This window comes from Asanoa iriomotensis (assembly GCF_016862515.1).
Lineage (GTDB): Bacteria > Actinomycetota > Actinomycetes > Mycobacteriales > Micromonosporaceae > Asanoa > Asanoa iriomotensis.
This window is the reverse complement of the sequence record NZ_BONC01000006.1, coordinates 143,963-163,155: the sequence shown is the minus strand read 5'-3', so window position 1 is coordinate 163,155 and position 19,193 is coordinate 143,963. Positions and strand designations below refer to the sequence as shown.

The window sequence follows — 19,193 nt, the reverse complement described above, 5'->3', positions numbered from 1 at the left end:
CTTACCCATCGGCCGCCGGGCCGCAAACGCGGTGTGTGACGCGCACGCCCGGTCGCGCGCTGTATGGGCGGTGGGGCTGGGAACCCACTGGACGGCCGGGGCGGAACCCAACTTCAATCGGGTGCCGCAAACCGCCCCGGCCGTTCTTGACAATGCAGGCTTGCCGGGCCGCCACCTGGGTATCCACTTCGGCATGGTTGAGCCCGGGCTGCTCGTCGACGACCGTTACCGCCTCGACGCGCCGATCGCCACCGGTGGCATGGGCGAGGTGTGGCGGGCGACCGACACCGTCCTGCGCCGCACCGTCGCCGTCAAGCTGCTGCGCGGCATCGTCGACGAGACCGCACAGGCGCGGTTCCGCAGCGAGGCGCGGGCGATGGCCGCTCTGCACCATCCGGGCGTCGCGGACGTCTACGACTACGGCGAGACCGACCTGCCGGACGGGACCGGCGCCGCGTACATCGCGATGGCGAACGTCGACGGCGAGCCGCTCTCCCGGCGCATCGCCGAGGCCGGCCCGCTCGACCCCGCCGAGACGCGGTCGATCGTCGCCCAGGCGGCGCGGGCCCTGCAGGCGGTGCACGACGCCGGCGTGGTGCACCGCGACGTCAAGCCGAGCAACATGATCGTCACCCCGGGCGGCGCGGTCGTCCTCATCGACTTCGGTGTCGCGGTCACCGCCGGCGGGATGTCGCACACGCGGGTGGACGAGGTGGTGGGCACCGCGCTCTACATGGCTCCGGAGCAGGTGGCCAAACAGGAGATCACCCCACTGACCGACGTGTACGCGCTCGGCGCCGTCACGTACCACTGCCTGGCCGGCCGGCCGCCGTTCGAGGACGGCAACGCCCTCACCGTGGCGCTGCGCCACCTCCACGAGGATCCACCGCCGCTGCCCGACCACGTGCCGGCGCAGCTCCGCCGCATCGTCGAGACCGCGATGGCCAAGGAGCCGGCCCTGCGGTTCGACAGCGCCGCCGCGCTGGCCGACGCCGTCGACGGTGGGCAGACCGGCGCCGCGACGGCCGTGCTCGCGGCGCGCGCCGCCGTGCCGCCGACGACGGAGGACCAGACGCCCGCCCCGACGGAAGACGAGCCGCGCAGCAGGCCGCGGCGCCGGCTGGCCGGCGCGGTGCTCGTGCTGGTCGCGGTGCTGCTGGCCGGGCTCGCGATCGCCGACCCGGCGGGCCTGATCCCGCGCCCGGGCGGTCCATCCCCACAACCGGCCGCAACCGGCGACGCCGAACAACCGGCCGGCGCAGAGCCGTCCGGCGACGACCCGCTGCCGGTCAGCGGTGTGCCCGCCACCTTCCCGAGCCCGACCGGACGGCGGACCGCCAGGCCCGAGGTGTCGGGCACCACCCCGCCGGCCGGCGCCGTCACCGCGAGCCCGCCGGGGCAGGCCGGCGAGGATCCGTCGACCGGTGCCGAGTCGCCGGCGCAGGCTCCGGAGCCGACGTCCTCCCCCGAGCCGGCACCGACCGAAACCTCGGCGCCCGACGAGGGTGGGACCGTTGCCGCAACCCCCGTGGTCAACGCGGCAGGATGACGTCCGAGGCGTGGAACGGCACGTAGTGGTCGAAGAACAGGCTCGACAGCAGCTCACCCCGGCTGCCGGCACGGAAGGCGGTCAGCAGCTCGGTCAGGCCGTCCTCGACCGCGTAGACGGACAGGCCCAGCTCGCGGGCGATCTGGCGGGTGTTGCGGCCACGGGCGACCGCGCCCAGCAGCTTGCCGTGCCAGCCCTGCAGCCCGCGGGCCCGGACGACGAAGGCGCTGATCTCGTGCGGGCGGATGCGGCCGACCGTCACGGCGATCGCGCTGTCCAGGTCGACGGCGTGGAAGGCCAGCCAGCGGCCGTCGTACCGCAGCCCGCCCGACGTGTCGATCAGGCCGGTCCGCCGGCCCTTCGCGACCGCGCCGCCGACCCGGTCGAGCTCCACCGCGTCGAGGACCCCGCGGGCGGACGCCGTCACGTCGAGCAGGCGGCCGTCGGCGGCCAGCATCAGGCGGCCCGACTCGGAGTCCGGCGCTTCCGGGACCGCCGGTGACACGGGTGCCGGTGCGAGCTCCGCGCGGCGCCGCCGGAACCGGGAGACGCGCGGCGGCTCGGCCGGTGCGGGGGCGGCCGGGGCAGGCGCGGGCGGCGGGTTCCCGCGTGCCAAGGCGTTGTGCATCGCCGCGCCGAGCAGCCGTCCGGCCGGCGCGAGCTGGGCCAGCTCGTCGGCCGAGAACACACCGCCGGCCCGGTAGGCGAACAGGGCGCCCCACGTGCCGTCGGCGTCGTGGAACGACTGCCGCAGCTCGTCGGTGAACCCCCGCGGCCGCAGGATGGACCGGAACCGGGGACTCAGCTCCGGATCGCCGTGGGTCGCGCCGTGCAGCGTCCCGATCCGCTGGTCCCCGGTCAGGTCCACGAGCCGCAGCACGTCGTCCTGCCCGTACTCGTTGGCGAACAGCTCCCGTTCCAGTGAGTGGTCGTGCGGCCCGCCGTCGACCACGCACGCCGCCCACATCAGCGTCGCCGGGTCGAGCACCGCCCAGATGGCCAGGTCGAACCCGATCGTCTCGCGCAGCATCACGCTGGCCTGGCGCCGCAGGCTGACGTGGTCGAGCGACATGTCGAGCCCGGTGCCGACCCGTGCCGCGAACGGCTCCGGGCCGGTGCGCGACGCGCCGCGACCGGTCGGCAGGCGCCGGTCGGCGGTCGTCCGGGAGTCGGGTGCCACCTCCGCGGGTGCCTCGTCGCCGTCGTCGGGGTCGGCCTCCTCGAGCCCGTCGAGCGGGACCCGCACTCCGGCGGCCCGGGCCAGCGTGACGGTCACCTCGCGGCTGACGGGCCGCTCGTCGGGCTCCTTGCGCAGGCAGCGGTGCAGCAGGTCACGGACGACCGGCGGCACGCCGGGCAGGTTCGGCAACGGCGCCGGCTCCAGGTAGATGTGTGCTTCGAGCATCTGGGTGCTGGTCTCGGCCGTCCACGGGAGGCGGCCCGCGAGCAGGCGGTAGAGCAGCAGGGCGAGCGCGTACACGTCGGTGGCGGCGACCACCGGGCGCCCGTCGAGCCGTTCCGGCGCCAGGTAGGCCGGCGTGCCGAGCAGCTGGTCGCCCTCGATCACGTCGTGCACGCCGGCCACCGCCGCGAGTCCGAAGTCGACCACCTTGGCGCCGCCGGCCGGCAGCATCACGTTGCCCGGCTTGACGTCGCGGTGCACGACGTCGCGGGCGTGTGCGGCGGCGAGCGCGGACGCCACCTCCGCGCAGATCCGCAGCGCCGGCTCCACGCCGATCGCGCCGCGCTTGAGCCGCTGTTCCAGGGAGCGGCCGTGCAGCAGCTCCATCACCACGTACGGCCGCCGGTCGCCGGCTCCCGTCGTCTCGCCGTAGTCGTAGACGCTGGCGATGTGCGGATGGTTGAGCCGCGCGGCGGCCCGTGCCTCGGCGAGAATCCGGCGGCGAAACTCGCCATCGCGAGCGAACTGCGGTGCCAACAGCTTGATCGCCACGTCGCGGTCGAGGACCTTGTCGTACGCCTGCCACACGACGCCCATGCCGCCGGCGCCCAGCTGGTTGGTCAGCCGGTAGCGCGCGCCGAGCAGCGTGCCCTCCTCCACGACTCCTCCTCTCGCGTCCGCAATGGATCATCCAGGCGATTTAAGCAAGACCTAACCGTCACCTAAGCATTCGCTTGGCCCATCCATAGCCACGTCAAGTACCGTCGACAGGACTTCATACGGGGCAAAGGAAGGGACCGACCGGATCGGAGTGGTGCATTGGCGACGGTATTCGCCATCCACGCCAACGCGACGACCCAGCTCACGATCAGCCGCGCGGTCGCCACGATCGCCAACACGGAGCTCGCCGGTCGCAGTGCCTCGGTCGTGGAGGCCCGCCGGGTCGTCGAGACCCTCGCCCCCGACGTCGTGACCGTCGACCTGCGGCTGCCCGACGGCGACGGCATCGCCCTCGCCCAGCAGCTGCGCGCCGCCCGGCCGCACCTGCCGGTGCTGGTGGTCGGCCCGGCCCGGCACGGCCTCCTGGAGCGGGCGGTCACCGCCGGCGTCGCCGCCTACGTGGCCCGCGACGCCGGTGTGGTCGAGCTCGCGGCGGCGATCCGCACCTGCCTGTCCGGCGGGCTCAGCTACTCGGCGCACACGCTGAACGCCGCCCTGCGGCACACCCGGGCGGCGGGCCTGAGCCGGCGCGAGCGCGAGGTGTACGACCTGGTCCGGGCGGGCCTCAGCCAGGCCGCCGTGGCCAAGCGGCTCGGCGTGGGCGAGTCGACCGTGCGCACGTACGTCGCCCGCGTGCGCACCAAGACGGCCGGCGGCGGCGACCTCCCGCAGGCCGGTTGACCGCTCACCCACCGAACGCCTCCAGGATCTTGATCATCGCCGGCCCGATCACGACCACGAACAGGGCCGGGAAGATGCAGAACACCATCGGGAACAGGATCTTCACCGGCACCTTCTGCGCGATCTCCTCGGCCCGCTGGCGGCGGCGCAGCCGCATCTCGGCCGCCTGCGCCCGCAGCACCTTGCCCATCGGGATGCCCAGCGTCGTGGCCTGCACGACCGCCGACGAGAAGGCCCGCAGCTCGGTGACGCTGGTCCGGGCGGCCATCTCCCGCAGCGCGTCGACCCGCGGCCGGCCGATCTGCATCTCGTGCAGCACGCGGGCGAACTCGCCGACCATCGGCCCGCGCCCGTTGCGCACCACCTGGGCCAGCGCGGCCTCGAAACCGAGCCCGGCCTCGACGGTGACGACCAGGGTGTCCAGCACGTCGGGCAGCGTGCGCCGGACCAGCTCCTGGCGTTCCTGCGCGAGGTGCAGCACCAGCAGGGCCGGTGCGGCGTAGCCGGTGGCCGCGCCCGCCACCGCCCAGACCAGCCAGGTCAGCGGCGGGGCGAACAGCACCGCGAGGGCCAGACCGGCGGCGCCGCCGACGACCACGAGCAGGCCCTGGTACGCGGTCACGGTCTCCACGCTCAGCCAGGTGGGGTTCCCGGCCTGGTCCAGCCGCCTGGTCAGCCAGGCCGACGTGCCGCCGCGGCCCATCGCCTTACCCAGGGCGTACGCCCGTCTGGGCAGCGCACCGGGCCGCGCGACGCCGGGCACCGTGTCCGCGTTAGCGACGCGGTACCCCTCGTCGACGGTCTTGATCGTGCGTGCGACCGCGTCGTGCGGCCCCGCGGCCAGCGCCACCGCGGCGACCGCGAGCCCGCCGGCCACGGCGACCATGCCGATCAGCAACAGCATGCTCAGACCTCGACCTTCAGCCAGCGGGACATCCAGAACGCGCCGATCACCATCAGCAGGCCGGCGCCGATCAGCAGCATCAGGCCGACGCCGGTGGTCCAGAGGACGCTGACGTAGTCGCGGCGGATCAGGAACATCCAGGCGCCGATCGCGAAGGGCAGACCGATCAGGATGTACGAGGACAGCCGCCCCTCGGCCGACAGCGCGTGGACGTGCCGGCGCAGGCGGTCCCGCTCGCGCAGCGTCTCCACAGTGGTCTCCAGCGTCTCGGCGAGGTTGCCGCCCGTCTCCCGCTGGATCCGGATGGCGATCACCGCCCACGAGAGGTCCTGGTTGCCGGCGCGGGCGGCCGCCCGGTCCAGCGCGTCCGCCAGGTCGGCGCCGAGCCGGACCTCGCCCAGCGCCCGGCCCAGCTCCTCGCCGAGCGGCCCGGGCGGGCCGTCGCGGACGACCGCGTCCAATGCCTGCGTCAGCGAGAAGCCCGAGCGCAGGGAGCTGACGACCAGTTGCAGCGCGTCGGGCAACTGGTCGGCGAACGCCTGCCGGCGCCGCCGTTCCCGCCACCGCGGATAGCCGGTGGAGACCAGCCAGCCCAGCAGGGCGCCGAGCACGGCACCGGCGACGCCGAACAGCAGCCCGAGCAGCACGGTGCCGGCGCAGATCGCGCCGATCCGCAGGCGCAACCGGTGGCCGCGCGGCAGCGTGACGCCGGCGTCGTCGGGTCGGTTGGATCCCGGGACGGTCCGCTCCGCCGGGGACCGTCCCGGTGCCGGCCCGGTGACCGTGGCGCCGCGGCCCGCGAGCCGGAACCGCTGGACCTGGTCGAGCCGGCGTTGCCGGGTGCTTCCGCCGCCGAACGCCGCGAGCAGCACCGCGAGCAGGAGGACGGCGAACAGCAGGATGCCGAGCCCACCAGGGCGTACGAGGTCGAACAGAGCCGTTCCGCCCCCGTCTGTGTTGGGCGGCGTGCCGGCCGCGTCGGCGAACCGCAGGTCGACGTCGGCCGTGCGGCGTGCGGCGCCGGAGCCGGCCGTCACCCGCAGCGTCGCGGTCGTGCCCGCCAGCTCGGGTGGGACCCGCACGGTGATGGTGAACAGGCCCGGCATCGCCGCCGCCGTGCGCACCGTCGCCGCCAGCGTGGCGGTCGCCGCCGAGGTGGCTCCTCCCCCGCTGCCGGTGGCGAGTCGACGCAGACCCGCGTCGGGTTCCCCGACGGTGACGAGGTCGAGCCGCTGGCCGGCCAGGGCGCGCCGGGTCGCGGCGAGGTCCGATCCCGGCGACCCCGCGTCCGCGGCGACGAGCAGCAGCCGCCGCTCGCCCTGGTCGGGTGCGGCGGCCGCCGCCGACCGCAGCCCGGCCAGCAGGTCGGTGCCGCCGCCGGTGGACAGCCGGGCGAGGCCGGCCCGGAACGCCGCGCGGTCGCGGGTCGGCCGGACGGCGACGACCGGCGGGTCCGCGGCGGCGACCAGCCCGAGGGCCACGTCGGCGGGGACGCTGTCGGCGAGCGCCGCCACCGTGTCCCGGGCGGCCGCGCCGCCGACCACGAGGGTCAGGGTGCGCGCGGGCGCCGGCCCGCCGGCCGCGGCACCCGGCCGGATCCCCGCCGGCAGCGCGTAGCCGTCGCGGGACACGGTGACGGCGGGCAGGCGGCCACCGGCGCCGGTGGGCAGCGCCGCGACCAGTTCGACCTCCGCGGCGCGGACCTTTCCGACCGCGACGGGCAGGGCGCCGTCCGCGTGCGCCGGTGTTCCGGCCAGCAGCAGCACCGCGAGCCCGCCGGCGGCGCCGGCCAGCACGCGCCGGATCACCACGGCGAGCTCTCGAACAGGCCGGCGGGCACGGCGATCCCGGCGTCGGCGAGGGCGTCCAGGAACCGCGGCCGCAGGCCGGTCCACCGGATCGTCCCCTGGTGCCGGCCGTGCTCGTCGAAGCCGGCGCGGTGGTCGAAGACGAACAGGTCCTGCAGCGTCACGACCTCGCCCTCCATGCCGATCACCTCGGAGACGTGGGTGACCCGCCGGGCGCCGTCGCGCATGCGCTCCTGGTGGACGATCAGGTCGACGGCGGAGGCGACCTGCTCCCGGACCGCCCGTACCGGCAGGTCGAGCCCTGCCATCAGGGCCATCGTCTCGAGCCGGGCGATCGAGTCCCGCGGCGCGTTGGCGTGCACCGTGGTCAGCGATCCATTGTGGCCGGTGTTCATCGCCTGGAGCATGTCGAGCGCCGCGCCGTCGCGGACCTCGCCGATGACGATGCGGTCGGGGCGCATCCGCAGCGCGTTGCGGACCAGGTCGCGGATCGTGACCTCGCCGCGGCCCTCGATGTTCGGCGGGCGGGCCTCCAGCCGCAGCACGTGCTCCTGGCGCAGCTGCAGCTCGGCCGCGTCCTCGATGGTGACGATCCGCTCGTTGGCGGGGATGAAGCCCGACAGCACGTTGAGCGTCGTGGTCTTCCCGGAGCCGGTGCCGCCGCTGATCACGATGTCGAGGCGCCCGCGTACGCAGGCGTAGAGAAGTTGGGCCAGCTCCTGGTTGACGGTGCCGAACCCGATCAGGTCCTCGACGGTGAACGCCTCACGGGCGAACTTGCGGATCGTCAACATAGGACCGTCGAGCGAGATCGGCGGCAGGACCACGTTGACCCGGCTGCCGTCCGGGAGCCGGGCGTCGACCATCGGGCTCGCCTCGTCGACCCGCCGGCCCACCCGCCAGACGATCCGGTCGATCACCCGGCGCAGGTGCGTCTCGTCGACGAACGCCGCGTCGACGTGGTGGATCTGGCCGAACCGCTCGACGTAGATGCGGTCGGGACCGTTCACCATGATCTCGGTGATGTCCGGGTCGCGCAGCAGCGGCTCGACCGGGCCGTGGCCGAGGATCTCGTCGATCAGCTCGGCCGCCACCCGGGCCGGGTCGGCCACCGCCAGCGGCGAGTCGTCCCGGGCCAGCACGTCGTTGATGGTCTCCCGGACCTTCTGTTCGAGCGCCGCGTCGCCGGTGCGGCGGTCGTAGAGCTGCGGACCGAGAATGGCCAACAGCTCACGGTGTACGCGCAGCCGCAGCGCGGCCGCCGACCCGACGCCGTTGCGCGCACCGTGCTGCCGTTGGGTGAGCCGGTCGGTGAGCGTCATCGCCCACCGCCCGACCGGGCGCGCTGCCACCGGCCGCCGCGCGCCGTCGCCTGCTGGGCGATCGCGCCCGAGGCGAGGTCACGGATCGCCTTGCTCACCGGATGACTCGGCTTGTCGACGACGATCGGGGTGCCACGGTTGATCGAGATCGGCACGTCGCGGCTCGACGGGATGTGCCCGGTGGTGCGGCTCTGCAGCACGCGCTCGATGTCGGCGCCGGAGAGGCCGACCTTCGCGTCGCTGCGGTTGAGCACCACGAGCCGGTTGTCCTTGCCGAGCCCGAGCAGGTCGAGCATGTCCATGGCGATCCGGAGGTTCTTGAGCGCGGGCACGTCGGGCGTGGCGACCAGGACGTGGACGTCGGTGACGTCGAGCGCGGCCAGCACGGCCTCGCTGAAGTGGGCGGGCGTGTCGATGACCACGTAGTCGGCCATGGTGCGGACCGCGGCCAGCACCGCCACGACCAGGTCGCGGTCGATCCGCTCGGCCTCGGTCGGGCCGACCGGCGCGAGCAGGACGTCGACACCCGGCGCGTACGGCGTCAGCAGCGCCCGGACCAGTCCGGCGTCGATCCGGTCCCGCGACGCGACGAGGTCGGCGATCCCCCTGTCCGGTGCGAGCTGGAGCATGATGCCGACGTCGCCGAACGCCAGGTCGAGGTCGACGAGGCAGACCCGGTGCCGGCCGCCGTCGGCGAGGCAGACGGCCAGGTTGGTGGCCAATGTGGACTTTCCACAGCCACCCTTGGCGGAGAAGACGGTGACGATCCTCGCCTCCGCGGCCGTTGGTGCGGCGGCGCCGGTCAACTGTCGGGACACCTCCAACGAGCGGCTGCACGCGGACTGCACGGCGGCCGTGTCGTGGGCGTCGACCGCCTCCCGTACCCCTGACCGCAGTGCCTGTGCCATCGTCTCCATGTCGAGGCGTTCGCGGAGCAGGACCACCCCCAGGGCCGGCCTCCGCAGCCGTTGCAACGCGGCCACCTCCAGCGCGACCGTGGCCGGTGTCGTCGGCCCGACGACGACGAGCGGCTCGGCCGGCAGATCGGTGAGCAGCCGCCGCAGGTCCTCGGACCGGGCGACCGTGTGGACGCCGGCGCCGAGCAGCGGCGTCAGGTGCGCGGCCCACTGCCGGTTGGGTTCGAAGAGGATCGTCATCCCGCCCTCCCGAAGAGCGATCCGTTGTCGACGCCCCGGTCGGGCCTGACGTCCGAGGAGTCACCGAGCAGGCCGACGTTGAGCAGCCCGCCCAGTGCGGTGGCGTGGGCCAGGATCTCGGCCTGCCGCTGGTCGAGGGCGAAGGTGATGGCGACGTCGCGCTCGCCGGTGGTCTCGGCCGTGGCCGGCAGTGGCGCGGCGCCGTCGCCTCCGTCGTCCTCGGCCGGTCCCACCGAGATGACCTCGATGTCGGTCATCAGCACGCGGGTGATGCTGTTGACGTCGCGGGCGCGTTCGAGTCCGCCGCCCGATACCTCGTCGGGCTTTCCGGCGTCCTGCGGTGTGTAGGTGTAGAAGATGGCGACGCGGGTGCCGGCGCGGACCGATCCGGGGCCGAACACCGCCGACTTGACCTTGGCCGAGACCGCCAGCTTGCCGTCGGGGATCACCATGCCGGAGTGGCTGACGGCGGTGCCGAACATGGTGCGCAGAACCAACTGGCCGCGCTGCACGACGGCGGTGGTGACCAGCAGGTCGAGGTCGGGATCGACGACCTCGAGGGTGTCGTCGGGCAGGGTCTCGACCGGCATGCGGGTCTGCCGCAGGTAGCCGCCCTCGCGCAGGGCGCGGCCGTCGGTGCCGGCCGGGATCTGCTTCTCCGCGACCAGCACGGTGCGAGCCGCCTTGCCCGCGACGGCTCTGGAGTCGGCCGATCTCGCGTACAGCAGGACGGCCACGGCTCCCGCGGCCGCGATGACGACGGCGGCGAATACGGCGATGACGCGTCGGTTCATGTCCGGTCGTTTCCCTGTCGTTAGCCGATGAGTGCGGTGATCTGTGCGCCGAGGTCGGGGCCACCGACGGCGCCGCCGCCGGGTACGACGGCGCGGGTGAAGAAGCCGAACACGCAGGTGGTCGCTTCCCGGTCGGCACAGTCGCGGCCGAGGCGGGGCGACGGTTCGACGTCGTCCGGAAGGCGCCAGCCGGTGACGACGAACGCCGCGACGCCCCGGATGGTGTAGTCGCGGCCGCTCACCCGATTGAAGATCGGCACGGCGATCGCCTTGCCCCTGGTCGCTTCGAGGAGGTCGAGGCAACCGTCGGGCCGCTCGCCGGCCCTTTTCTCCTCGGCCGTCTCGACGTCGGTGCGGCAGTCGGCGCTCTCCAACCAGCGGAAGCCGCCCCGGTTGCCGTTGCCGACGCCATTGCGGCCGCAGGAGGTCGGATCTGTCTCGTCGAAGAGCGGAATCGCCTCCTCGACGGACGGCAGGAGTCGGCCGCGGTTGCTCATCCGCTGCCAGTCGCAGGTGGAGATCGCCAGCGCGGTCGTCCGGGCCGCGGCGGGCGGCCCCCAGGCAACGCGGGCGCAGGCGCTGACGGCGGCGCCGTCGTAGTCGTCGAGCACCGCTTGGGCGAACACCGGCGGCAGGAGGTTCGAGCCGTCGGCACGGCGGATGCTGGTGCGCACCTCGGCGTAGGCGCCGTCGGCGGGTGCGGGCCGCACACACCGGGCGCCGCCGGCCGGGCAACTCGGCAGGTCGCCGCCGCGCCCGCAGACGATCGCCGTCGCTTCGCCGTTGTTCTCGTTCTGCCGGGCGTACGCGGCGGCGGTCCGGTCCATGGCCGCGCCGCCGCACCGGGTGGCGTCGGTGGCACAGACCCGGGCGGCGTCGATCGCGGCGGCGTCGGCGCCGGTCTGTAGCTGCTTGCGCTCGACGTAGATGAGGCCGACGTCCACGACCAACGCGCTGACCCCGAGCACCACACCGGTCCCGAACAGGACCGCGGCGATCGCGGAAACCGCGCCGCGGTCACGCCTGCGGTTCAGGAACACGGCATGACTCCGCTGCTGGCGAGCGTGACGTCGCCGCGGCTGCTCCCGCCGCCGCTCACCATCGCCGCGAGCACGCCGACGGGAGTCACGAACTCGAAGGACGCGGTGACGGTCACCCGCGCGTCGCCCCCTGCGCTGCCGGCCACCTCGCAGACCCGGATCGCGCTGACGCGCGCATCGTCACCCGCGAGCTCCCGGACCCGATCGTCCGGCCGGTCACCGAACGACGCGATCCGCGCCCCCTGCTGCGCCGCCTCGGTAACGTTCATCTGTGCGTTGAGCATCCGTCCAAAATCGATGATCCCAAAAACGATCAGCAACAGAATGGGAAATACGAAGGCGGCCTCCACCGCGGCGGCGCCGCGATCCCGTTTCCCGCCGAAGGCGGCCCCGGCCGACCGGCGCGGCCGGCTGGGCGCCACCCCTTCGAGATTGCTTACCGCAGACACGTCGGTGCGTTGACGATCCTGCGGCACGCCGAGTCGAAGTTGTTCGCGATCGCCGGACCGAACACGGCCAGGATGATGACGACCGCGGCCACGATGAACCCCATGATCAGGGCATATTCGGTCGCTGTCGCCCCACGATCGCGATCACGCCGACCGGCGTACCGCTTGATCTTCTCGATCATCGACAAAACTCCAAATTGGGTGTCGGGACAGGGTCGGGAACGCACATGAGTCTCTTTCGGGAAGAGATCACTGTCATTCAGTCGCCGGTCGCTATCCGGACTGGATGATCGCTGTGAGTGGCCACAAAAATGCGGGACGATCACACGAGCAGGAATGTGACCGTTCGGCTACCGAACGGCACCGAAGACGACGGCGGCCAACGCCGCCGCCACCATGGCAGGCCCAAACGGCGCCTGCGCGCGGCGATCGGCGCGCCGGGTCACCAACAAAGCCAGGACGAGTGGCAGGTTGACGACAGGCGCCAGCACGACCCCCGCGACGACGGCTGGCCAGCCGAACCAGCCGAGGAAGAGGCCCAGGGTGGCGCCGAGCTTGACGTCGCCGAACCCCATCTGCGCCCGCATGACCAGGGCAAATATCAGGTAGCCGGCCCCACAGACGACGGCCGCGAGGCCTGCGCGGGCCAGGGCCGCGCCGTTGTCGTCGATGAGTGCGGCGCCGCCGAGCAGGACCAGGCCGCCGGCGGCGAGGGCGCCGACCAACGGATCAGGCAGCCGCAACACCAGCAGGTCGACAGCGGCGAGCGGCACGGCGAGTGCCGAGAGGAGGAGAAACGCCGGCAACGCGGCTTTTGGCCCGACGGCGGCGGCGATCACCGCGCAGAGGGCCGCCGTGACGGGCACGGTCACCCAGCGGTTGGGTGCGGGTGCCCGCCCACAGCCGGGACATCTTCCGGAGGCCAGCCACCAGTGTGGCCGGTCCTTGCCGCAGTGCTGGCAGACGCGCCGCCAGGCGGGCGGCTGGGGCTCACCCTCGGGCCACGCCACCGCATACCGGCTGACGAGCCCGGGCACCACGGCACCCCAGCACCCACCGCCCACCGCGGCAGCGACGACCAGCGCCAGCGACACGCGCGCATCGTAGCCACCGACCTGATGCATTCACGAGAACGAGGGCTACGGCACGTAGACCTGCCCGGTCTGGGCGCCTTCGACGGAGCGGAGGTAGGCCTGAGCGACGTCGGCGAGATCGACGGCTCTCATGCCCGGGAAGTAGTCCCCGTACTCGGCGAGGCTCTCGGTGAAGACCGTGGGGCTGACCGCGTTGATGCGTTGCGGGGCGATCTCGATGGCCGCGGCGCGCACGAACGCCTCCACCGCGCCGTTGGCCATGGAAGCCGCGCTGCCCGTGGGGATCGGCTCGCGCGCCAGCACGCCCGTGATCAGGGTGAACGAGCCCCGCTCAGCGACGCGTGCGACCCCCTGGCGCACCAGATCGACCTGGCTGAGCACCTTCCCCCGGAAGGCAGCCTGATAGTCCTCGGGTGTCATCTCCGTGAGCGGCTTCCAGGGCACGTCGCCGGCGGTGCTGACCACCGCGTCCAAGCGGCCGACCCGCTCGTACAGGTCTGCGGTCTGTGCCGGGTCGGCGACGTCGTAGCGCAGGTCGCCGCCGGTGCGCCCGACGGAGAGGACCTCGTGGCCGCGGGCGGTCAGTGCCATGCGCACGGCCGTGCCGAGTGTGCCGGTGGCGCCGATGAGGAGAATCTTCATGCCTGGGGACGCTAGGGCCGGCCCACCGGACGAGGGAAATGCCGTCTGCGAAGCACTTATAGTCAGCAGTTATGAATGTGGAGCTGCGGCACCTGCGGGCGCTGGCCGCGATCGGGGATGAAGGCACCATCACCGGCGCCGCGGCCGTCCTGCATGTCAGCCAGCCCGCGCTCTCCCGCACCCTGGAGCAGTTGGAGAGCCGCCTCGGCATCCAGTTGGTGGAGCGGACCACCCGCCGCCTGGCACTCACCGAAGCCGGCCGCACCTTGTGCGAGCGCGCCCACCTCATCCTCAACCAGCTCGACGACGCGCTGGCGCAAGCCGCGGCAGGGCCGCGACCACTGCGCGTCGGCTTCGCCTCGGCGGCGCTGGGAGACCGCACCGTGCCGCTGCTGCGCAGCTGGCGCGAGGAACATCCCGGCACCCCGGTACGGGTGCACCGCCACGACGACCCGGACGTGGCATTGCGCCGCGGCGAGATCGATGCGGCCGTCCTGCGCAGCGCCCCCGCTCCCGGCCGCGGGCTGGCGGCCCAGCCCTTGTACCGGGAGCGGCGCCTAGCCGCCGTGCCCGAAGGCGATCCGCTCGCCCGCCGCACGGCCGTACGCCTGCACGACCTCGCCGACCGGCGGGTTGTCATCTGCTCGACCGCCGCCACCACGGCCGGACTCTGGCCCGACGGGCAGCGACCGCAAACGTTCGAGGTAGCCAACGTCGACGAGTGGCTCACCGCGATCGCCACAGAAGAGGCGGTCGGCGTCACCGCCGAGGGCACCGCCCACAGCCACCCGCACCCCGGCGTCCGCTACCTGCCTGTCTCAGACGCACCCCCCGTGACGGTCCACCTGGTCTGGCCGCGCACCCCTACGCATCCCGCCACCCACGCCTTCGTCGACCACGTGCGGCGCACGACCGGCGCCGCCGAACAGCCGCCGCGACCGCCGACCCCGGCCACACCCGGCGAATATCGTGTTCTTCCTGACGGGCGGTGAACCCGGGGAGGTTGCATGCGCGGCCTTCTCGTCTGGCGCGGCGGCCACAGTGGATGATCCTGAACATTCGGGCGTCGTGGGATAGCGCGCCCGGGTGGGTGCGCAGCAACCTTGAGTGATGGCGATCGCGCGCGAGCCACGTCAGCGGCGGCTCATCACGATCTCGTCGGTTTCTACGGCCTTCGCCGGGCTCATTGCCGGTGCCATCCTCGGTGTCGTCGCCGAAGACCTCGCTGGTGGGTCCCTTGGGATCGCGAGCATGACCGCCGTGGCCGCGGCCCTCGCGATCGGTGGGTTCGCGGCGGTCATGCAGCTGCTCGTGCGCGCGTTCGGGCAGCACGCCGACACCGTCGAGGAGACCGTGGTCGGGCAGGGCCGCGCCGTCGATCACGCGACCGGACGGCTGTTGGCCGGGCTTGCCGACCTTGGGCATCAGGTCGGTCAGACCGTCACCTACCAGACCATCAAGGCGCTGAGCGCGCTCGCGTCCAGCGACGACGACCCGGTCACCCGGGCCTGCCGTGCCGCGCATCGCGAGATCCTCGTCCTCGATGTGATCGACGACTCCGGCGACCATCCGGCGTCGTCGATCGAGGACCCCGTGCTCGCCGGCTTCCTGGACATGCTGATCACCCGGGTCACGGCGGATCGCGACCTGGCCTACCACCGCATCGTCCAGATGAGACGGCCCGAGGCGCTCGGGTCGGCCAAACCCGTCTTCGAGGCGCACTGTGCGGCCATGGTCGAGCTGTGGGACGCGGGGCGCCGCAACGTCACGCTCAAGACCGCCGACCTGCGCTATCCGTTCAAGTTCATCCTCGTGGACGGTACGCACCTCATGCTGCAGCTCAACGCCGCCAACCGGGACCGGCACCAGCGGCTCGACGCGTTCTGCGAGTTTCTCTTCGTCCAGGCACATCCGGAGCTGATCCGCGGGTTCCGGGAGATGTGGGACGACGTCGCGCATCACCGAGGCACGCACCCGGTGACGGCACTGCCGCAGTAGGTTCCTGCCATGGAGTACGCGGTCGGGCTGCCGACGGTCGGTGCGTTCGGTGACGCGCGGGCACTGACCCACCTCGCCGTCGCCGCCGAGGAGCGCGGGTGGGACGGCGTGCAGCTCTGGGATCACCTGCTCTACGACGAGCCCGGCTGGCCCGTCGCCAGCTCGACCGTCGCGGCCGCCACCATCGCGGCCCGGACGCGGCGGATCCGGATCATCCTCACCGTCGTGCTGCCGCGGCGGCAGGTGCAGGACGTCGCGCAGGACACCGCCGCGATCAACGCGCTCTCCGGTGGGCGGCTCACCCTGCTCGCCATCATCGGGTCGATGGACAGGGAGTACGCCGACTTCGGCCTCGATCCCGACCTCCGGGCGCGCGGGCGGGCCCTCGACGACCGCCTCGACCAGCTCACCGCCCTGTGGGAGCGATGGGGTGCCGACCGCGCGCCGATCTGGTGTGGTGGCCGCTGGCCGCGGCGAAAAGGACTTCAAAGGGCCGCCCGTTTCGACGGCGCGATGCCGGGATTCGAGGGCCACTGGCCGCCGAAGGCGCCGCCGGTCGACGACGTCGCCGCCGCCGTCGAGTTCGTGAGAAGCCGTGCCGGCCGCCCGATCGACGTCGCCGTCGAGGGTGCGGCCGACACGCACGCGCAGGTCGCGCCCTACGCCGCCGCCGGGATCACCTGGTGGGTCGAGGCGCTGGGCTGGTGGCGGGGTGGCCTGGCCGACGCGGCCGCCCGCGTCGGCCAGGGCCCACCTCAGCCCTGATCCTGGTCGGCCACGAAGGCGGCGATCCAGGCCAGCGGCGCGTTCCAGTTGATCGTCAGCTCGTTGGTCGACCACGACTCGATGTCGTCGATGTAGCAGAACTGCGGCGCACAACCCTGCAGCTTCTGCTGCGCGACCGGGTCCTGGATGGACGAGTTCGGCCCGCCCGACAGCGTGCCCCGCGGCGGGTTGGGCAGGTCGGGGTTGAGCTGCCGCGCGTACCACCGGCTGTGCTGGTTGTGCGACGCCACCTCGCCGTAACCGGTCACATAGGACTGGTTGAGCGCATTGCGGCCGAAGACGTAGTCCATTGTCTCCAGTACGCCGTCGCGATAGCGGTCCCTGCCCGTCAGGTCGTACGCCGCCGCCAGCACGACCGCGTTGTTCAGCACCAGGTTGTTGGAGCCCCAGTCGTACGTGTTCTCGGCCGGCGCATAGGGGATGCCGTAGGGGTGCGCCCGCGCCGTCGCGAGATAGCGGTCGGCGCCTGCGACGACAGACGCTCGCACCCGGGAACGATCCGGCAGCTTGTTCGGCAGCGTCGCCAGCTCCAGCCGGCCAAGCTGCGCCGTGTGACCCCAGTCGAAACCGCGGTCCCGCCAGATGTCGGCGGTGTGCAGCGGCGAGGCCAGGATCGCGTCGCGGTACTCGCGCTCGCCGGTCGTGATGTACAGCTCCGCGGCCGCCCAGTAGAACTCGTCGCTCACGTCGTCGTCGTTGTAGGCACCGCCACCGACGCCGTCGGCCGGGTCGGCGTAGAGGGCCGGGTTCGTCTTCGCCGCCGCGAACGCCGTCCTGGCCGCGGCCAGGTTGCGCGCCGCGAAGCCCTTGTCGTAAGGCTTGAAGACCCGGGCCGCCTGGGCCGCGGTGGCGGCCAGGTTGAGCGTCGCCGCGGTCGAGACCCGGTGCAGCTCGCGTGGCTGCGGGTCGAGGTGCGGCAGCAGCGGCAGGCCGGTCCAGGCCGCGTCGTGGATCTTGTGATGGGCCATTCCGGCGTACGGCTGACCGGCCGGCACCTGCATCTTGAGCAGGAACTCCTGCTCGAACCGGGCCTCGTCGAGGATGTCCGGCACCCGGTTGCCGCTCTCGGGCAGGGCGAGGGTGCCGTCGCGCAGGGTGCGCACCTGGCCGGTGTGGGCGGAGCGCTCGTACTCGCTCATCAGCTGGTGCACCGAGATGCCGCCGTTGACGACGTACTTGCCGTGGTCGCCGGCGTCGTACCAGCCGCCGGCGACGTCGAGCCGGTAGTCGCAGACGCCCGGCTGGCACGGCACGTCGGTGTCACCGAGGTTGGGCGCGACGCCGACGTGGCCGGCCGGGCGGCCGTAGCCGGGGCGCAGCGCGTCGTCGATCGCGACCCCGCTGCGCTGCGTGTAGTAGAACTTCAGCGCGTCGAGGCGAAGCTGCTCGTAGAAGTCGGTGCCGATGTCGAACGGCCGGCTCGTCTCCCCGTCGGCCACCAGCGTGTAACCGGTGCCCTTTCGCCCGTACGACAGGGAAATGGTCTGAACGTTCTGCCCGGAGGAGGCGTCGACGCCGCGCGGCGTCGTCTTCCCGCGCGCCACGACGGCGCCGGTCGCGTTCTTGAGCTGCCACGGCAGCGGCGTGGTCGCGTCGGTCACCAGCGTCGCGTTCTTCGGGCCGTGCAGCAGGTAGCCGACCTGGTTGACGCGCACGCGCGGACCCGTGTCCGGCACGTACTCCTCGGGCTCGGCGCCGCCCTGCAGCGAGATGTTGTCGAGGCAGATCCGCCACGCGGTGGCGCTGCCGCCGATCTGGAACGCGACCTGCGCGTTGGGCAGATCGACGGGCGAGGTGAAGGTGTACGTGTAGTCGTTGCCCGAAACGCTCAGCTCCGGGGTCGCCGACAGATATTGGGTGTACGGGTCGACCGGCAGCTGGATCAGCGCCTTGCCGACACGGGCGGGCGTGGCGGTGCCGAAGAACCGGAACTCGTAGGTCTCGCCGGCGACGAGGGGGATGTTGTCCTGGCCGATGATGGCGTCCCACGGGTTGACCGTGCCGCCCGGCACGTCGGCGCAGAGCTGGCCGCTGCTGGAGTCGAGGGTCAGGTTGCCGGTCGCCCACCAGGGCGCGTGGCCGTTGTCGAAGGTGCCGTTGACGATCTGCTCGGGTCCTTCGGCCGCGGCTGGCGCACCGGCCAGCGTGGTGGCCGCCAGCACGAGGCCGGTGACGGCGGCGATGCGGCGCCGCCAGGGATTCGACGAAGTCACAGGTTTCCTTTCGATGGGCATGGACGGTGCATCGAAGGAGAGACTGGGAGCGCTCCCAGTTGCATGGGATGCTGGCAGCAAGTGTGGCGTGTGTCAATGCGGCTTGGCCTAGAGCGCCGCTCTAGGCAAATGTCGCTTGGCCTAGAGCTGGGTCTAGGTTCTACGTTTCTTGGATGAACGACGGAAACACCGCAAATCACCGTCAGGACCGTTTCGAGCATGGGATGGCGGTCCTCGACCGCGTCGACGGCGACAGCGGCCGGCGGGTTATCGACGCGCTCGCCGATGTCAGCCCTGAGCTGGGCCACCAGGTCGTCTCGTGGGCCTTCGGCGAGATCTACTCCCGGCCCGGGCTGCCGCCGCGCGACCGGCAACTGGTCACGCTCGGCATGCTCACCGCGCTCGGCGGCTGCGAACCGCAGCTCGAGGTGCACGTCAACGCGTCGCTCAACGTCGGCCTGAGCGCCGATGAGATCGTCGAGGCGCTGCTGCACTCGGCGGTCTACTGCGGGATCCCCAAGGCCCTCAACGCCACCATGGTCGCCAAGAAGGTCTTCGCCGAACGCGGTCTGCTCCCGGTCAGGACGGGCTGACCGCCGGCTGTACCGTCAGAGGGGATCACGGGAGGGCCGCC

At 72.7% G+C, this 19,193-nt stretch carries 18 protein-coding genes; 6 read left to right on the top strand and 12 right to left on the bottom strand.

All coding sequences use genetic code 11. The annotated features are described in order from the left end of the window. Window positions 1-193 precede the first annotated feature (193 nt). Complete coding sequence (locus Air01nite_RS07075) at window positions 194-1,549, top strand: serine/threonine-protein kinase (protein WP_203701126.1); 1,356 nt, start codon at window positions 194-196, stop codon at window positions 1,547-1,549. Here Air01nite_RS07075 and Air01nite_RS07070 read toward each other — a convergent pair. After that, entirely contained in the window at window positions 1,533-3,611 is a 2,079-nt protein-coding gene (locus Air01nite_RS07070) for a serine/threonine-protein kinase (protein WP_239090549.1), read from the bottom strand. The genes Air01nite_RS07075 and Air01nite_RS07070 overlap by 17 nt on opposite strands. A gap of 159 nt (window positions 3,612-3,770) precedes the next feature. Between Air01nite_RS07070 and Air01nite_RS07065 the strand changes: the two genes are divergently transcribed. Further along, a complete protein-coding gene (locus Air01nite_RS07065) occupies window positions 3,771-4,352 on the top strand; it encodes a response regulator (RefSeq protein WP_203701125.1) in 582 nt (193 codons plus the stop codon). 4 nt (window positions 4,353-4,356) lie between these two features. Here Air01nite_RS07065 and Air01nite_RS07060 read toward each other — a convergent pair whose 3' ends face one another. From Air01nite_RS07060 to Air01nite_RS07015, 10 genes are all read right to left on the bottom strand, one after another. Further along, on the bottom strand, window positions 4,357-5,256 hold the full coding sequence (locus Air01nite_RS07060; protein WP_203701124.1) for a type II secretion system F family protein: 900 nt from the start codon (window positions 5,254-5,256) through the stop codon (window positions 4,357-4,359). 2 nt (window positions 5,257-5,258) lie between these two features. Continuing rightward, on the bottom strand, window positions 5,259-7,067 hold the full coding sequence (locus Air01nite_RS07055) for a type II secretion system F family protein (RefSeq protein ID WP_203701123.1): 1,809 nt from the start codon (window positions 7,065-7,067) through the stop codon (window positions 5,259-5,261). Beyond that, window positions 7,061-8,386 carry a TadA family conjugal transfer-associated ATPase gene (locus Air01nite_RS07050; protein WP_203701122.1) on the bottom strand — a complete coding sequence of 442 codons (1,326 nt, stop codon included), beginning with the start codon at window positions 8,384-8,386 and terminating at the stop codon, window positions 7,061-7,063. The genes Air01nite_RS07055 and Air01nite_RS07050 overlap by 7 nt, the downstream gene beginning before the upstream one ends. Beyond that, the gene (locus Air01nite_RS07045) at window positions 8,383-9,543 is read right to left on the bottom strand and encodes a CpaE/TadZ family protein (protein WP_203701121.1); all 1,161 of its coding nucleotides are present in this window, start codon (window positions 9,541-9,543) and stop codon (window positions 8,383-8,385) included. Before Air01nite_RS07045 ends, Air01nite_RS07050 begins: the two co-directional genes overlap by 4 nt. Beyond that, window positions 9,540-10,337 carry an RcpC/CpaB family pilus assembly protein gene (locus Air01nite_RS07040; RefSeq protein WP_203701120.1) on the bottom strand — a complete coding sequence of 266 codons (798 nt, stop codon included), beginning with the start codon at window positions 10,335-10,337 and terminating at the stop codon, window positions 9,540-9,542. Before Air01nite_RS07040 ends, Air01nite_RS07045 begins: the two co-directional genes overlap by 4 nt. A gap of 20 nt (window positions 10,338-10,357) precedes the next feature. Beyond that, window positions 10,358-11,377, bottom strand: a complete 1,020-nt coding sequence (locus Air01nite_RS07035; protein ID WP_203701119.1) for a pilus assembly protein TadG-related protein — start codon at window positions 11,375-11,377, stop codon at window positions 10,358-10,360. Further along, on the bottom strand, window positions 11,368-11,853 hold the full coding sequence (locus Air01nite_RS07030; RefSeq protein WP_203701118.1) for a TadE/TadG family type IV pilus assembly protein: 486 nt from the start codon (window positions 11,851-11,853) through the stop codon (window positions 11,368-11,370). The genes Air01nite_RS07035 and Air01nite_RS07030 overlap by 10 nt, the downstream gene beginning before the upstream one ends. Further along, complete coding sequence (locus Air01nite_RS07025; RefSeq protein WP_203701117.1) at window positions 11,814-12,008, bottom strand: Flp family type IVb pilin; 195 nt, start codon at window positions 12,006-12,008, stop codon at window positions 11,814-11,816. The genes Air01nite_RS07030 and Air01nite_RS07025 overlap by 40 nt, the downstream gene beginning before the upstream one ends. Before the next feature lie 168 nt (window positions 12,009-12,176). Next, window positions 12,177-12,914 carry a prepilin peptidase gene (locus tag Air01nite_RS07020; protein WP_239090552.1) on the bottom strand — a complete coding sequence of 246 codons (738 nt, stop codon included), beginning with the start codon at window positions 12,912-12,914 and terminating at the stop codon, window positions 12,177-12,179. A 51-nt stretch (window positions 12,915-12,965) separates the two neighbouring features. Next, window positions 12,966-13,562, bottom strand: coding sequence for a short chain dehydrogenase (locus Air01nite_RS07015; protein ID WP_203701115.1), 597 nt, complete (start codon window positions 13,560-13,562; stop codon window positions 12,966-12,968). Window positions 13,563-13,633: 71 nt separating this feature from the next. Between Air01nite_RS07015 and Air01nite_RS07010 the strand changes: the two genes are divergently transcribed. From Air01nite_RS07010 to Air01nite_RS07000, 3 genes are all read left to right on the top strand, one after another. Beyond that, complete coding sequence (locus Air01nite_RS07010) at window positions 13,634-14,554, top strand: LysR family transcriptional regulator (protein WP_203701114.1); 921 nt, start codon at window positions 13,634-13,636, stop codon at window positions 14,552-14,554. Between the two features lie 118 nt (window positions 14,555-14,672). Continuing rightward, window positions 14,673-15,560 (top strand): hypothetical protein, encoded by an 888-nt coding sequence (locus Air01nite_RS07005; protein WP_203701113.1) that lies wholly within the window; start codon window positions 14,673-14,675, stop codon window positions 15,558-15,560. A 9-nt stretch (window positions 15,561-15,569) separates the two neighbouring features. After that, window positions 15,570-16,325 (top strand): LLM class flavin-dependent oxidoreductase, encoded by a 756-nt coding sequence (locus tag Air01nite_RS07000; RefSeq protein WP_203701112.1) that lies wholly within the window; start codon window positions 15,570-15,572, stop codon window positions 16,323-16,325. On the opposite strand, the gene Air01nite_RS06995 is transcribed toward Air01nite_RS07000, so the two are convergent. After that, window positions 16,316-18,580, bottom strand: coding sequence for a glycoside hydrolase family 9 protein (locus Air01nite_RS06995; RefSeq protein WP_203701111.1), 2,265 nt, complete (start codon window positions 18,578-18,580; stop codon window positions 16,316-16,318). The two genes, Air01nite_RS07000 and Air01nite_RS06995, sit on opposite strands and share 10 nt — an antisense overlap. A gap of 152 nt (window positions 18,581-18,732) precedes the next feature. Here Air01nite_RS06995 and Air01nite_RS06990 point away from each other — a divergent pair, with 152 nt between their 5' ends. Beyond that, the gene (locus tag Air01nite_RS06990) at window positions 18,733-19,152 is read left to right on the top strand and encodes a carboxymuconolactone decarboxylase family protein (protein ID WP_203701110.1); all 420 of its coding nucleotides are present in this window, start codon (window positions 18,733-18,735) and stop codon (window positions 19,150-19,152) included. Window positions 19,153-19,193: the final 41 nt, after the last annotated feature.

Bases quoted from the DNA above. Each gene is read 5' to 3' on its own strand.
- Air01nite_RS07075 (WP_203701126.1), top strand. From the start codon at position 194: ATGGTTGAGCCCGGGCTGCTCGTCGACGACCGTTACCGCCTCGACGCG.
- Air01nite_RS07005 (WP_203701113.1), top strand. From the start codon at position 14,673: ATGGCGATCGCGCGCGAGCCACGTCAGCGGCGGCTCATCACGATCTCG.
- Air01nite_RS07010 (WP_203701114.1), top strand. From the start codon at position 13,634: ATGAATGTGGAGCTGCGGCACCTGCGGGCGCTGGCCGCGATCGGGGAT.
- Air01nite_RS07040 (WP_203701120.1), bottom strand. From the start codon at position 10,337: ATGAACCGACGCGTCATCGCCGTATTCGCCGCCGTCGTCATCGCGGCC.
- Air01nite_RS07060 (WP_203701124.1), bottom strand. From the start codon at position 5,256: ATGCTGTTGCTGATCGGCATGGTCGCCGTGGCCGGCGGGCTCGCGGTC.
- Air01nite_RS07025 (WP_203701117.1), bottom strand. From the start codon at position 12,008: ATGATCGAGAAGATCAAGCGGTACGCCGGTCGGCGTGATCGCGATCGT.
- Air01nite_RS06990 (WP_203701110.1), top strand. From the start codon at position 18,733: ATGAACGACGGAAACACCGCAAATCACCGTCAGGACCGTTTCGAGCAT.
- Air01nite_RS07015 (WP_203701115.1), bottom strand. From the start codon at position 13,562: ATGAAGATTCTCCTCATCGGCGCCACCGGCACACTCGGCACGGCCGTG.
- Air01nite_RS07050 (WP_203701122.1), bottom strand. From the start codon at position 8,386: ATGACGCTCACCGACCGGCTCACCCAACGGCAGCACGGTGCGCGCAAC.
- Air01nite_RS07045 (WP_203701121.1), bottom strand. From the start codon at position 9,543: ATGACGATCCTCTTCGAACCCAACCGGCAGTGGGCCGCGCACCTGACG.
- Air01nite_RS06995 (WP_203701111.1), bottom strand. From the start codon at position 18,580: ATGCCCATCGAAAGGAAACCTGTGACTTCGTCGAATCCCTGGCGGCGC.
- Air01nite_RS07000 (WP_203701112.1), top strand. From the start codon at position 15,570: ATGGAGTACGCGGTCGGGCTGCCGACGGTCGGTGCGTTCGGTGACGCG.